Source organism: Pseudomonas sp. KCJK9058 (assembly GCF_046230975.1).
GTDB lineage: Bacteria > Pseudomonadota > Gammaproteobacteria > Pseudomonadales > Pseudomonadaceae > Aquipseudomonas > Aquipseudomonas alloputida.
Map to the genome: position 1 here is coordinate 19,658 of NZ_JBJJLR010000039.1, position 13,708 is coordinate 33,365.

Genomic DNA, 13,708 nt, shown 5'->3' on the forward strand with positions numbered 1-13,708 from the left:
CCCGCGCGGCGCTCGGTCTGATAGGCGCTGCAAAAACCACGGCGTACACGTTAGAATGCCCAATTGCCTTCACCCCCTCGGATATCCGCCCCTTGCTGACCGAACCCCGTCGCCGCGCCTACCTTTCCGCCATGCAAGTGGTGCACTGGCTGCCGCGCGCCGAGCTGCCGTTCGCCGCACCGTCGCGGCCCGAGCTGCTGCTGCCGGTTGTGCCAGTCGAGGACATCGATTTCGAGGTCAGGCCGGCATCGGTAACCAACGAAGCGCCTGTCACCCCCCAGGCCCGCTCCGGCGAGCGGCCGAAAATCGAGATCCCGCGCCCGGGCAGTGTGGCAAAACCCGCCGTCAAGCCTGCCGAGGCACAAGAGCAGCCCGCTGCTCCGCGCCCGGCACCGGTGCCGCCACCGCGCTTCTCGCTGCAGTTGTTGCGCGCCGGCAGTTGCCTGCTGCTGGTTGAACTGGCCACCGGTCAGCCCTTCCAGAGCCGCGATCCCTCCTATCTGCTGCTCAAGGACATGCTGCGCGCCGCCGGCCTGCCCGACGCCCCGCAGATCATCGGCGAGCCGGTACGCTGGCCACTGCTGGTGCGCGGCAACATGGACCAGGGGCCGGAGGCTGCGCGCGATTTCGTCCAGGGCTTCGTTCAGGCGCGCCTGGAAGACGCCCCGTGTACCTGTCTGTGGCTGGTCGGCCTGCCGGCACTGCGTTTTGCCGCCAATGTCGACGCCGACGCCTATTACCAAACCCTGACGCTCGACAGCCTGGGCGACGCCTGGGCATTGCCGGGCCTTGAACTGTTGATGGACGAGCCGCAGCGCAAGGCGGACGTCTGGAAAGCCATGCGCCAGCTGATGGCGCGCTGGAAGAGCGTTGAATGAGTGACTCGATCAGCTTCCGCCCGATGACCGAGGCGGATCTGGATGCCGTACTTAAGATCGAATATGCCGCATTCAGTCATCCCTGGACCCGTGGAATCTTTCAGGATGCGCTCAAGTCGTACGAAGTCTGGCTGATGTTCGATGGCCAGCAGCAAGTGGGCCATGGTGTGATCAATGTGATCATCGATGAAGCGCACCTGCTCAACATCACCGTAAAACCGGAAAACCAAGGCTGCGGCCTGGGCCTGCGCCTGCTCGAACACCTGATGGCCCGGGCCTATCAGCTCAATGGCCGCGAATGCTTCCTGGAAGTGCGCGCCAGCAACCAGTCGGCCTATCGTTTATATGAACGTTACGGCTTCAACGAAATTGGCCGCCGCCGCGACTATTATCCGGTCGCCGGCGGCCGTGAAGACGCCCTGGTGATGGCCTGTACCCTGTTCGAAGACTGACTTTCCAGCGGCTTACCCCGTCACGCAGGCACCCCTCTGCTTCGGCCACCCGCTGACGCTGCAGTAACGGTTGCGCGTTGAACTAGTATGAATTCCGGTGGGAGCGCAGGCTTTGTTCTCAGGGACGGATAAAGAATGAGAAAACTGCTTTTGGCAGCGGGCTTGTGTTTAGCGAGCATTGCCCACGCTGACGAACGCGACGTGTGGATGTTCGCCCAGTGGGCGGGTGATCATCAAACCCGCCCTTTCCGCGAAATGCTGGTAGATGCCCGGCTTTACGGTGTAGTGCCAATTCACCAGTTGCTGCGCTCGGCTTCGGACTGGAAACTGTGCCACGCATCGCCTTTCGCTGTACCGCCCCCCGGCAATTGGGCGGCTGTACGCTCGACCCTCGCGTTGATCAAGGCACTCGACGATCAAGGCATCCTGCGCCAGTTCGAGGTCGTTTCGGCTTACCGTGAGCCGCGCCTGAACGCCTGTGCGGGCGGGGCAGCCAACAGTGCGCATACCCGCGCGTTCGCCGTCGATATACTGCTGCCGGCCTGGGCCGACCCCAATCCGCTGTGCCGTTTCTGGCAGCAGCACGGCCAAGCCTGGAACATGGGCCTGGGCCGCTACCCGTCAGGCCGCATTCATGTGGATACCGCCGGCTATCGCACCTGGGGCGGCGATGGCGGTGCGGGGTCGTCGTTCTGCGTCAAACCCAAATGAGCCAGGCAACCCCGGCATTCGTCCATTAGCCACTCTGCGAAGCGCTGGCACTTGCTGCTGTCGGCCAGAGGCTGTGGGCTAAGCAGGTGGTAGGCCGAGCCATCGCGCACAAAACCGTACGGTGCCTGCAATTGCCCGCTGTCGAGTTCGTCGCACACCATCAGGGCTGAGGCCATGGCCAGGCCCAGGCCGGCGTTGGCGGCCTGGATCGACAGGTAGAAATGCTCGTAGTCGCTGCGTTCGCAGTGCCGCGCCTGTTGGCCGCTCAGGCGCAGCCAGGTGGGCCAGGCAGCAGGGCGTGTGGTGCTGTGCAGCAGCCGTTGGCCATCGAGTCTGGCGCTGGCGGCGGGGTGGCACACCGGGCCGATCCATTCATCGCAGACCTTCTGGTTGAACAGCTGGTTATTCCAGTGGAAGTCGTCACGGCGGATGGCCATGTCGACCCCACTGCGGGCGAAGTCCAGCGGCCCGCCGGCAGCCACCAGGTGTAACTGCAGGTCGGGATGGGTGGCATGGAAGCGCGGCAGGCGCGGGATCAGCCAGCGCATGGCGATGGTCGGCTCGCAGGACAGCACAAGCACATTGTCGCGGACCTGGTGCTGCAAGCGCTGCACGGCGCCTTCCAGTTGCTCGAAGATCGCCTGGGTGGTGCCATGCAGGGCGCGCCCGGCAGGGGTGAGGAAAATGGCCCTGTTGCGCCGTTCGAACAGTTCCACGCCAAGGCTTTCTTCCAGCAGGCGTATTTGGCGGCTGACCGCGCCGTGAGTGACGTGCAAGTGCTCGGCGGCGCGCACGAAGCTCTCGGTCTGGGCGGCAATGTCGAAGTAGCGGAAGGCGTTGAGTGGCGGCAGTTTCATGATTTCCCTGTTCAGCTGTGCCGGCCTCTTCGCGGGTAAACCCGCTGCTACATGGCCACATAGTTCCCTGCAGGAGCGGATTTAGCCGCGAAGAGGCCAAGGCAGGCTGTACGTATCTGTGAGCAAAACTATCAGATCCATCTCAGCATAAATCGTTTTTTCCGCATCTGTAAGCGCTCGATAATCGGCGGTCTGTGCATTTCCATCGCCTATCGAGAGCCATCAGCATGACCGAACTCATCGCCGTCGCCCTGTTTACCCTGCTCGCCGTCATCAGCCCTGGCGCCGATTTCGCCATGGTCACCCGCAGCAGTTATGCGCAGGGCCGCAAGGCCGGGCTGGCGGCCGCCATAGGTATCGCACTGGGGGTGCAGGTGCATGTGTTGTACACAGTGTTGGGCATTGCCGTAATCATCAGCCAGAGCCCGGCGCTGTTCCTCGTCATGAAAGTGCTGGGTGCGGGCTACCTGATCTACCTCGGGTACAAGTCATTGACCAACACCCGACGCATCAGCCTGGACGGGGTTGGCCAGTCTGCTGCCAGCGTACTGCAAGCGCTGCGCACCGGCTTTTTGACCAACGCCCTCAACCCCAAGACCATGCTGTTTGTCATCAGTGCCTTCACCCAGGTGGTGCAGCCTGGCAGCCCGCTGGCGCTGAACTTCGCCTACGGTGCGTTCATGTCCGTTGCCCATTGGCTATGGTTCAGCCTCGTGGCGGTATTTTTCTCCAGTACGGCATTGCGCAGGGCGATGATCGAGCGGCAAGTGCTGGTGGACCGGGCCATTGGTCTGGCATTGATCGGGCTTGGCCTGGCTGTGGCGGTGACCGGAATACGTTGAGGCGACGATAGCAGCGCCGAAACCTGTGGTTCGGCGCCCGGCTGCTGCTGGATGGGTTAGCGCGGGCACCAGCAACTTTTTCGCAGGCAAAGAAAAAGGGCTTACCTTGCGGTAAGCCCTTCGTCTTGTTTGGTGGCTACACAGGGACTTGAACCCCGGACCCCAGCATTATGAATGCTATGCTCTAACCAACTGAGCTATGTAGCCGATGGCGCGCATTATTCTCTTGAACGCCCCCTCTGTCAACACTCATTTCAAAAAAAATTTGCACGCTTTCAAAAACTTAGCGGCCAGCCCCGGTTTCAGCGCACCACAAGCCAGTGCCCGAGCACGCCCAGCAACTGCAACTGCTGGGCTGCAGCCAGGGATTGCAGGCTTTGGTCAGGCCGGTCGAGGTTGAAGTCGCCGCTTACACGGCGATGAGCCACGTGTTCATCCATCATCCACAGACGCTGCCCTTGGTAACCGGCAAGGCGCTCCAGCACCTGCCTCAATGGCATGTCTGTGGCTTTAAGGCGACCGTTGCGCCAACTGTCAGCGGTTTTCAGATCAGCCTTCCGCACCGGATCGATGCGTGTGTCATCGAAGGTTACTCGCTCACCTGCCGAGACCATTCGCTGCTCCCCCCCCTGGGTGACCATCGCCTTGCCACTGAATACCACGAGTTCGTCACGCCCCGCATGGCGGGCTATCTGCAAGCGAGTGCCGTATACCTGGATGCGTGCGTTGCCCACTTCCACGTCCATGGCCCGCCCGTCGAGCACGACTTCCATATGCACCTGGCCCTGCACCAGGTGCAGTTGGCGGGTGCGGCCGCGCAGGTCGACGTTCATCGCGCTGGCGCTGTCCAGGTTCAATGTCGTGCCATCCGCCAAGCGTATGCTGCGGCGCTCTCCCACATCAGTGTGCAGCTCGCTGGCCAGACGCTGTATCAGCGGCGAGTACAGGTAAGCAGCAGCGCCTAACCCTAGCAAGAACACAAGCGCCAACCCTTTACCCAGATGACTGCGACGGACAGTGACATGCCGTGGGCGAGGGCGGGCAGGTGCGGGTTGCAGCTGTTGCCAGAACGTCTCCAGCTCGGCGTAGGCGTGGGCGTTCTCTTGTACCTGGCACCAGGCTGCAAATGCCTGGCGCTGGGTTTCGTCGCAACCGGGCTGGCGCAGCAACGAAAACCACGCCAGCGCTTCCTGTTGTGGGTCGGGCTGCAGCTGCTTGGCGGACATCGGGCTCATGGGGGGCGGTCTGCTCACGATAGGGGCCGTTTGGCCTAACGATGACGGGAGTCATTGGCAGAAGATGCTAATTATATTGAGAACCATTTTCAAGTGCGTGGCGACAGGGGGATAAAAAAGGTAGCTATGTATCTATTTGATTCCTGATAATCGGATCCCAAACCAGAGGACGGAGATTCAGGCAAATGGCCACCAGTAGTGCCTCCACCGCATCCACCCCGGCAGCGGCAAGCCAAGCCTCGCCGATGGTGATGCGCATCATCGGTTTCTGCGCCTTGGCGCACTTGATCAACGACCTGATCCAGTCGGTGCTGCCGGCGATCTACCCGATGCTCAAGGCCAACTACGACCTGAGCTTCGCCCAGATCGGCATGATCACGCTCACGTTTCAGATCACCGCCTCGCTGTTGCAGCCTTGGGTCGGCTTCTTCACCGACCGCCGGCCCACGCCAAATCTGTTGCCGCTAGGCACCCTGTGCACGTTGGTGGGGATCGTGATGCTGGCCTTCGTTGGCAGTTTCCCGATGATCCTGCTGGCGTCGGCGCTGGTGGGCATTGGCTCGTCGACCTTCCACCCGGAAACCTCGCGTATTGCACGGCTGGCCTCGGGCGGGCGCTTCGGCCTGGCCCAGTCGACCTTCCAGGTCGGTGGCAACACCGGCTCCGCTCTGGGCCCGCTGCTGGCGGCGGCCATCGTCATTCCGTTCGGCCAGACCCATGTGGCCTGGTTCGGCCTGGCCGGGCTGTTCTTCCTCGGCGTTACCCTGATGCTGCGCGGCTGGTACAAGGAGCACCTCAATCAGGCCAAGGCGCGCAAGACGGTTCAGGCCACCCACGGCATTTCGCGCAATCGGGTAATTGCGGCGCTGATCGTGCTGGGCTTGCTGGTGTTTTCCAAGTACTTCTACATGGCCAGCTTCACCAGCTACTTTACCTTCTACCTGATCGAGAAGTTCGGTGTGTCGGTGGCCAGCTCGCAGCTGCACCTGTTCCTGTTCCTCGGCGCAGTGGCGGCGGGCACCTTCTTTGGCGGGCCGATCGGTGACCGTATCGGGCGCAAGGCAGTCATCTGGTTTTCAATACTGGGCGTGGCGCCGTTCACGCTGGCGCTGCCGTATGCCGACTTGTTCTGGACCACGGTGCTGAGCGTGGTGATCGGCTTTATCCTGGCTTCTGCGTTTTCCGCGATCGTGGTGTATGCGCAGGAACTGGTGCCGGGCAGCGTGGGCATGATTGCCGGGATCTTCTTCGGCCTGATGTTCGGCTTTGGTGGCATTGGCGCTGCGCTGTTGGGGTACGTAGCAGACCTGCGTGGTATCGAATACGTGTATGGGTTGTGCTCGTTCCTGCCATTGTTCGGGTTGTTGGCGGTGTTTCTGCCAAGTACAGGTAAACGCTGAAAGCGCCGGGGGCCTGGCAGAGGCCCCTGGGCAATTGACGAGCCCCCCGGAGGTGGCTAGAGTGCCGCCTCTTTTTTCAATCACCTGCGTAGTAGCCAAAGCAATGCGCCGTACCCAGTCCCTCCCACACGCCCGCCAGCCTGCCTTCCAGGCACTGCGTCGTGCATGGCCGAGTGACACGGTGCTCAAGCGCCGCCGCAGCGTGCTGTTTGCCTTCACCTTCTCACCACACCTCGCCTGAACGGATCTGCGCTTTAGCGTCGCTCGCCGTCTCGGCGTGCGCGCCTGTTTCTGCACGTCTTTTCGGTTTGCCAGGAGTGGTACATGAACATGCGTTTGTTGGCGGGCTTGTTGTTCGCTGTTTCTGTCGTGGGTTTCAGTTTGGGGGCCAGCTTGCCGCTGGTGTCGTTGCGCCTGCATGAAGCGGGGGCGAGCACCCTGGAAATCGGCATCATCTCGGCCATCCCTGCCGCCGGCATGATGCTCTCGGCTTTTCTGGTCGACGTCTGCTGCCGCCATCTCACCCGGCGCACTATCTATCTGCTGTGTTTCAGCCTGTGCACGGTCAGCATCGCCTTGCTCGAGTCCGCGTTCGGCTCGTTGTGGCTGCTGGCGTTGCTGCGCCTGGGCCTGGGGCTTGGCATGGGGATCGCCATCATCCTCGGCGAGTCGTGGGTCAACGAACTGTGCCCCGAACATAACCGCGGCAAGATCATGGCCCTGTACGCCACCAGCTTTACGGGCTTTCAGGTGCTGGGCCCGGCCATGCTGGCAGTGTTGGGCGCAGATAGCCCGTGGATCACGGGTGTCGTCACGGCCTGTTATGGGCTGGCGTTGCTGTGCATTGTGCTGACGGTGCCCAACGACCATGTCGAGCACGAAGAGGGCGAAAAAAGCTTCGGCCTGGCCGGGTTCTTCCGTGTGGCACCGGCGTTGTGCATGGCGGTGCTGTTCTTCTCGTTCTTCGATGCCGTGGTGCTGTCGCTGCTGCCGGTGTACGCCACCAGCCATGGCTTTGCCGTTGGCGTGGCGGCGTTGATGGTGACGGTGGTGTTTGCCGGCGACATGCTGTTCCAGCTGCCGCTGGGCTGGTTGGCCGACCGGGTTGAGCGCACAGGGTTGCACCTGGCGTGCGGGCTGGTGGCGATGGTGATCGGCATCGGTTTGCCTTGGCTGCTGAATCTGACCTGGCTGCTGTGGCCGCTGCTGGTGGTGCTGGGCGCGGTGGCGGGGGGCATCTATACCTTGGCGCTGGTGCTGATCGGGCAGCGCTTCAAGGGCCAGGACCTGGTCACTGCCAACGCCAGTGTGGGCTTGCTGTGGGGCGTAGGCAGCCTGGTCGGGCCGCTGGTCAGTGGGGCGGCCATGAATGTCGCGCCGCATGGTTTGCCCATGGCGCTGGCACTGATGGCCGGGCTGTTCGTGTGCTTTGCCAGGCAGTCATACCGGCGCCGTGGGCGGATGCGGGCTGTGGCGCAGTGATATCCCTTTACGCCGCGCCGATGCTTACCCAATAGCGTGTCCTGTACTCGACCCGCACGGGCAGGCTGCGGGTGAGCAGTTGCAGGATTTGCCCGGTGTCAGCCAACTGATAGGTGCCGGAAACCTTCAAGCCCGCCACTTCTGGAGCACAGCGCAACAGGCCCGGTCGGTAGCGGCCGAGTTCGCTGGCAAACTCGGCAAGCGGCATCTGCTGCACGCTGAGTACACCTTCGGTCCAACCCCAGGGGTCGTTGTGCAGTGTTCTGGCCTGAATGCTGCCGTCGGCTCTGACTTGCAAGGTTTCACCGGGCAGCACCTGCCTCGCTGAGGCTGAGGCAGGGAACAGCGTGACTTCACCACGACGCACCGACAGCAGCAGCCCCTGGCTGTTTTCGCGCAGCAACAGCTGGCCATCGAAGGTGGTCAGCGGGCCGACACGGGTGGCGACGTGGAACGGGCGGTTGTCGTTGGGGTTGCTGTCGAGGCTGACCTCGCCATGGATCAGTTTCAGCTGGCGTTGCTCCGCGCTGTAGTGCAAGTCGATGGCACTGGCGGTGTTGAGCTGCAGACGGCTGCCGTCACTGCCTTGCCATTGGCGCCGTTCGCCTGTGGCAGTGCTGGTGTCGGCCAGCAGCTGTGGCAGGCCTAGCGGTTCGCGCGCGGCCCAGCCCAGGCTGCCGCCCACGGCCAACAGCCCCAGCAACTTCAGGTGGTCCCTGCGGCTGGCTTTTGGGTACTGGCTAGCGTCCAGGGTGCGCCGGCTCAAGTCCTTGGGCAGCCCGGCCAGTTCATCACCCAGATTACTGACTCGCTGCCAGGCCAGGCGGTTGTGTGGGTGGCTGGCCAGCCAGTGTTGAAACTGCTGCTCGGTGCGCGGGCTGGGGGTGTCGAAACGCAGCTTCACCAGCCAGTCGATGGCCTGATCGACCTGCGCCTGTGCGGGCGTACCATCAGGCATCGGCATAGCGCAACCGGTAGCAGACGCCCAAGGCCTTGGCCAGATCGCGCTCGACGGTGGCCCTGGACACCTCCAGACGTTGGGCAACCTGCACGATGCTCAAACCGTCTAGCTGGGCCAGCAGGAACGCTTGGCGGACGCGCGGTTTCAACTGGTGCAAGGCGCGGTCGAGGCGTTCAAGGCTATCGAGGATGACAAGCTTATCCTCTTCGCTGGGCACTTCTGCTTCGGGCAGGTGAGCCAGGCTTTCCTGGTAGGCCCGCTCCAGCGCGCGGCGGCGGAACTGGTCGATCATCAAGCCACGGGCGATGCTGCTGAGGTAGGCGCGCGGTTCTTTGAGCGGCGACACGTGGCGGGCGCGCAACAACCGCACGAAGGTATCCTGGGCCAGGTCTGCGGCATGTTCACTGCAACCGACCCGGCTGCGTAACCAGCCGCGCAACCAGGCATGGTGAGACTGGTAGAGCAGAGCGACCTCGGTGGGCTTGAGCGTGTCGTTGATCTGCATCGTAGAGAAGGCCCAGTCCAGTGATGTGTGCGATTGTGAATAGTTCTCAATTCTATGCGGGGAAGATGGCGCCGAGCAATGGCATGCCAAAGATTAGCTGCGCAAGAACCGGCGTTTGCCCGATGAACGGCTGCGCTAAGCTGGACCTGCAATCGACTTGATGGAGGTGCCATGATGCTGGCCGACCTTTCGCCTGAGGCCTATCACGAGGCCACGCAACACCTGGCGGCACTTGACCCGGACTGGTCGCGGCATATCGCAGCGATCGGGCCCTGCCTGCACCAGGCTACGCCGCGACGTGAGCCTTATGAGGCATTGGTGCGGGCGATTGCCTACCAGCAACTGCACGCCCGCGCCGCCGAGGCGATCCTGGGGCGTTTGCTGGCGCTGTTCCCGGCAGATGATTTTCCGCAGCCAGAGCAGTTGCTGGCGGTATCCCCGGAAACCCTGCGTGCCTGCGGCTTTTCGGCGAGCAAGCTGGTGACGGTCCAGGGCATTGCTCAAGCCACCCTGGAGGGCTTGGTACCGACGCGGGAGCAGGCGTTAACCATGGCTGACGAGGCGTTGATCGAACGCCTGGTGGCGCTGCGTGGGGTAGGGCGGTGGACGGTGGAGATGCTGCTGATCTATAGCCTGGGGCGTTCTGACATTCTGCCGGTGGACGATTTTGGCGTGCGCGAGGGGTATCGCCGGCTCAAAGGGCTGGAGACGGCGCCGACACCGGCGCAAATGCGTTCGCTGGGCGGCGCCTGGCGGCCGTTTCGTACCGTGGCGGCCTGGTACCTGTGGCGGGCCTGAGGTTTTTGCATCGCCCGTACAGGCAACAACATATCCGGGAAACAAAGATGAACCCCTACACCACCCCCGACCAACGCTGGCAAGCCGTAGAGAGCCGCGACACTGCCGCCACAGGCCACTTTGTCTACGCCGTACGTACCACTGGCGTCTACTGCCACCCCGGCTGCAAATCACGCCAGGCCAAGCGCGTGAACGTCGAGTTCTACGACACTGCCGCGGCTGCCGAGGCTGCCGGCTACCGTGCTTGCAAACGCTGTATCAGCAAGGCCAGCGCCACCCGCCATAGCCAGCTGGTTACCCACGCCTGCCGCTTGATCGAAACCAGCGACCCCGCGCCAAGCCTCGACCAACTCAGTGCACAGCTGGCCGTCAGCCCCTTCCACCTGCATCGGCTGTTCAAGGCCGAAACCGGAGTTACCCCCAAAGCCTACGCCACGGCCTTCCGGGCCCGGCGCCTGCGTGCGCATCTGGAAGACGGCCAGCACTCTGTCACTGATGCTATTTACAACGCCGGCTACAACTCCAACAGCCGCTTCTACGAAAGCGCCGACCAGCGCCTGGGCATGCGCCCCCGGCAATACCGCGCCGGCGGTGCCGGGGCAAGCATTCACTTCGCCCTTGGGCAGTGCTCGCTGGGTGCAATATTGGTCGCCCAGAGCGACAAGGGTATCTGCGCGATTCTGCTGGGCGACGACCCCGAGGGCTTGTTGCACGAGCTGCAGGATCAGTTCCCCAAGGCCCACCTGATTGGCGGCGACAGCGCCTACGAACAGAGGGTGGCCGAAGTGATCGGTTTCGTCGAAGCGCCCGCCTTGGGCCTGGCCCTGCCGCTGGATGTACAAGGCACCGCGTTTCAGGAGCGGGTGTGGCAGGCGCTGCGTGAGGTGCCGGCCGGCAGCCGGGTCAGCTACACCGACATCGCCGAGCGCATTGGCGCCCCCAAGGCCGTGCGGGCGGTAGCCATGGCCTGCGCGGCCAACCGTATTGCCGTGGCCATCCCTTGCCACCGCGTAGTGCGCCGGGATGGCGACATCAGCGGTTACCGCTGGGGCGTGGAGCGCAAACAGCAATTGCTGAAGCGAGAAACGGCACTCTCCTGACAGCACGAAGCCGCGTAGAATCCCCCGCCAAATCGAATTGCAAAGAGGAATATTCGATGAGGCGTGTCAGCCTTGCCCGTTATTGCCCAGGTCTGATTGCCCTGCTGGCCCTGATGCTGTTGCTTGTCAGCCCGGCCAGGTCGGCCCCGGCCACGCCATTGTCCAACCTGGCGGCTGCCGAAGCGCCCGCACTGGACGAAAACGCCAGCCTCGAACAGCTGAGTGACCGCTTGGACCTGATCCGCCAAGGCGTCACCAGCGAGGCCAACGACGACGTGCTGTCGCAACTGCGCCTGGGCGCGATGCAGGTTCAGCGTCAAGCTGATGCACTGAGTACACAGCGCACTGCCGATGTGGGAAAACTCGACGATCAGCTGAAGGTCATCGGCCCGGCCCAGCCGGACGAGGCTGCTACCCTGACGCAGCAGCGCAAAGCGCTGGAGGCCGAGAAAAAGGCGCTGGTAGCCCAGCAGGATCAGGCCACCAAGCTGACCCAGTCGGCCCGTGACCTGTCCACGCAAATCGTCAACCTGCGCCGCAGCCAGTTCAACTCGCAAATCACCAGCCGTGCAGCCTCGCCGCTGAGCCCAGCGTTCTGGCAGAGCATCATCCGCCCCACCCAGGACGACGTGGCGCGCCTGCGTGACCTGCGCAGCGAGGCGGCCGATGCCATCAGCAGCGCCTTCAGCGCCGAAAACCGCTGGCTGTTCGTTGCCAGCCTGGTGGCGGCGATTCTGGTGTGGACGTTGGTGCGGCGCGTGCTTGAACGCTTGCTGGCCAGTGCCATGGTTCACTGGCTGCCGGAGGGCCGCCTGCGCCGCAGCGCCTTGGCTCTGGGCGTTAGCCTGGCAACCCTGGGCACCATCGCCGGCTCGGTGTCGTTGCTGCGCTGGGGGCTGGAAAGCAATGCACGCTTGGGTTCGGATATCGCCAGCCTGACCAATCACATTCTCACCCTGGTGGTGTTCAGTGCCTTCATCACAGGCCTGGGCCGCGCCATGCTGATGCTGCAGCGTCCGTCCTGGCGGTTGCCGGCGATCCACGACGAAGTCGCCAGTGCGCTGGGCTGGTTCCCGAAGGTGCTGGCATTGGCACTGATGGTCATGATGACCATGGAGCGCATGAACAGCGTGATCGGCGCCAGCCTGGCGCTGACGGTGGCCGTCAACGGGCTGACCGCGCTGGTGGTGGCGCTCACCTTTGCAGGCGCGCTGCTGTGTTACCGCCGCACCCTGCGCAAGCATGGCCTGGAGCGCCCGACGGGCCTGGCCGGGCTGATCCCGTTCGTGATGGTCATCTGGCTGACGTTGATCCTGCTGGCACTGCTCACCGGCTACCTGACACTCGCCTATTTCCTCACCGCCAAGCTGTTGTGGGTCAGCCTGGTGATCACCTGCGCCTACTTGCTGACCACCTTCTTCGGCGACCTGTGCGAAACCCTGCTGTCACCCCGCCAGCCCGGTGGCCTGGCTCTGGCGTCGACCCTGGGCCTGGCGCCTCGCCACCAGGCCCAGGCCAGTACCATACTGGCCGGCATAGGCCGCACGGTCGTGCTGTTCCTGGCACTGTTGCTGGTGTTGATGCCGTCGGGCACCAGCCCTAGCGAATTGCTGTTGAGTCTGGGCGACTGGGATGGGACCGGCGGCAAGCTGCTCGGTAACCTGAACATCGTGCCGCAGGACATCCTGCTGGCCTTGGCCATCTTCCTCGGCGGCCTGTTCGCCATCCGTGTGGTCAAGCGCTGGCTGAGCGACCGCCTGCTGCCGGAAACCGAGATGGACGCCGGCATGCGGGCCTCGCTGGTAACCCTGGTGGGTTACCTGGGTTTCCTGTTCCTGGCCATGCTGGTGATGTCGACCTTGCGTATCAACCTCACCAGCCTGACCTGGGTGGTCAGTGCCCTGTCGGTCGGTATCGGTTTCGGTTTGCAGCAGATCGTGCAGAACTTCATTTCCGGCCTGATCCTGCTGACCGAGCGCCCGGTGAAGGTCGGCGACTGGGTCAGCCTGGCGGGTGTCGAGGGGGATATCCGCCGCATCAATGTCCGCGCCACCGAGATCCAGATGTCTGACCGTTCCACGGTGATCGTGCCCAACTCGCAGTTCATCTCGCAGAACGTGCGCAACGTGACCATGGGCAACGCGCTGGGCGTGGTCAGCATTACCCTGACACTGCCGCTGGAGACCGATGCCAACCGTGTGCGTGAGCTGCTGCTGGCGGCTTACCATGAGCATGAGGCGATTCTGGGTGCGCCAGCTACCTCGGTGTCGTTCAAGGACCTGACGGCCAGCGGTATGGTGATCGGTGTGAGTGGCTATGTGGCTGGGCCGCGGCAGGTATCGGGCACCCGCAGCGACCTGCTGTTCACCATTCTTGGCCGGTTGCGTGATGAAGGCATTCCACTGTCTTCGCCGCAGAGCATGGTGCTGGTGCAGGAAGGTACGCGGCCGGCTGACGAGTCGGTGTAGGCATCGGGGGGCAAGGCCC

13 protein-coding genes and 1 tRNA gene are annotated in these 13,708 nt (G+C 63.3%); 9 read left to right on the forward strand and 5 right to left on the reverse strand.

The window, feature by feature from the left end; all coding sequences use genetic code 11:
- Positions 1 to 92 precede the first annotated feature (92 nt).
- From ACK59Z_RS19190 to ACK59Z_RS19200, 3 genes are all read left to right on the forward strand, one after another.
- Positions 93 to 878: a hypothetical protein gene (locus ACK59Z_RS19190; protein WP_003247448.1), complete on the forward strand. Its 786-nt coding sequence runs from the start codon at positions 93 to 95 to the stop codon at positions 876 to 878.
- Positions 875 to 1,330, forward strand: a complete 456-nt coding sequence (gene rimI, locus ACK59Z_RS19195) for a ribosomal protein S18-alanine N-acetyltransferase (RefSeq protein WP_003247446.1) — start codon at positions 875 to 877, stop codon at positions 1,328 to 1,330. The genes ACK59Z_RS19190 and rimI overlap by 4 nt, the downstream gene beginning before the upstream one ends.
- Positions 1,331 to 1,465: 135 nt before the next feature.
- Complete coding sequence (locus tag ACK59Z_RS19200; protein WP_409293564.1) at positions 1,466 to 2,041, forward strand: D-Ala-D-Ala carboxypeptidase family metallohydrolase; 576 nt, start codon at positions 1,466 to 1,468, stop codon at positions 2,039 to 2,041.
- Here the strand turns inward: ACK59Z_RS19200 and ACK59Z_RS19205 are convergent.
- A complete protein-coding gene (locus tag ACK59Z_RS19205; protein WP_108190734.1) occupies positions 1,981 to 2,898 on the reverse strand; it encodes a LysR substrate-binding domain-containing protein in 918 nt (305 codons plus the stop codon). The two genes, ACK59Z_RS19200 and ACK59Z_RS19205, sit on opposite strands and share 61 nt — an antisense overlap.
- Before the next feature lie 227 nt (positions 2,899 to 3,125).
- Between ACK59Z_RS19205 and ACK59Z_RS19210 the strand changes: the two genes are divergently transcribed.
- Positions 3,126 to 3,740 (forward strand): LysE family translocator, encoded by a 615-nt coding sequence (locus ACK59Z_RS19210; protein WP_060538635.1) that lies wholly within the window; start codon positions 3,126 to 3,128, stop codon positions 3,738 to 3,740.
- 130 nt (positions 3,741 to 3,870) lie between these two features.
- Here ACK59Z_RS19210 and ACK59Z_RS19215 read toward each other — a convergent pair.
- Positions 3,871 to 3,947: transfer RNA gene (locus ACK59Z_RS19215), tRNA-Met, on the reverse strand.
- 95 nt (positions 3,948 to 4,042) lie between these two features.
- The gene (locus ACK59Z_RS19220) at positions 4,043 to 4,966 is read right to left on the reverse strand and encodes a FecR domain-containing protein (RefSeq protein WP_108190733.1); all 924 of its coding nucleotides are present in this window, start codon (positions 4,964 to 4,966) and stop codon (positions 4,043 to 4,045) included.
- Positions 4,967 to 5,160: 194 nt separating this feature from the next.
- Here ACK59Z_RS19220 and ACK59Z_RS19225 point away from each other — a divergent pair, with 194 nt between their 5' ends.
- Positions 5,161 to 6,375, forward strand: coding sequence for an MFS transporter (locus tag ACK59Z_RS19225; RefSeq protein ID WP_003247436.1), 1,215 nt, complete (start codon positions 5,161 to 5,163; stop codon positions 6,373 to 6,375).
- Positions 6,376 to 6,699: 324 nt separating this feature from the next.
- Positions 6,700 to 7,857: an MFS transporter gene (locus ACK59Z_RS19230; protein ID WP_047605089.1), complete on the forward strand. Its 1,158-nt coding sequence runs from the start codon at positions 6,700 to 6,702 to the stop codon at positions 7,855 to 7,857.
- Positions 7,858 to 7,864: 7 nt separating this feature from the next.
- Here ACK59Z_RS19230 and ACK59Z_RS19235 read toward each other — a convergent pair whose 3' ends face one another.
- Both ACK59Z_RS19235 and ACK59Z_RS19240 read right to left on the reverse strand, forming a co-directional pair.
- Entirely contained in the window at positions 7,865 to 8,821 is a 957-nt protein-coding gene (locus tag ACK59Z_RS19235; protein WP_409293565.1) for a FecR domain-containing protein, read from the reverse strand.
- Positions 8,808 to 9,323 (reverse strand): sigma-70 family RNA polymerase sigma factor, encoded by a 516-nt coding sequence (locus ACK59Z_RS19240; RefSeq protein ID WP_003247432.1) that lies wholly within the window; start codon positions 9,321 to 9,323, stop codon positions 8,808 to 8,810. Before ACK59Z_RS19240 ends, ACK59Z_RS19235 begins: the two co-directional genes overlap by 14 nt.
- A gap of 171 nt (positions 9,324 to 9,494) precedes the next feature.
- Here ACK59Z_RS19240 and ACK59Z_RS19245 point away from each other — a divergent pair, with 171 nt between their 5' ends.
- Genes ACK59Z_RS19245 through ACK59Z_RS19255 form a run of 3 tightly spaced genes read left to right on the forward strand, consistent with a single transcriptional unit; the run spans position 9,495 to position 13,689 of the window.
- Positions 9,495 to 10,121 (forward strand): DNA-3-methyladenine glycosylase, encoded by a 627-nt coding sequence (locus ACK59Z_RS19245; protein ID WP_041168291.1) that lies wholly within the window; start codon positions 9,495 to 9,497, stop codon positions 10,119 to 10,121.
- A gap of 47 nt (positions 10,122 to 10,168) precedes the next feature.
- The gene (gene ada / locus ACK59Z_RS19250) at positions 10,169 to 11,221 is read left to right on the forward strand and encodes a bifunctional DNA-binding transcriptional regulator/O6-methylguanine-DNA methyltransferase Ada (RefSeq protein WP_108190732.1); all 1,053 of its coding nucleotides are present in this window, start codon (positions 10,169 to 10,171) and stop codon (positions 11,219 to 11,221) included.
- 56 nt (positions 11,222 to 11,277) lie between these two features.
- Complete coding sequence (locus tag ACK59Z_RS19255) at positions 11,278 to 13,689, forward strand: DUF3772 domain-containing protein (protein ID WP_409293566.1); 2,412 nt, start codon at positions 11,278 to 11,280, stop codon at positions 13,687 to 13,689.
- Positions 13,690 to 13,708 lie beyond the last annotated feature (19 nt).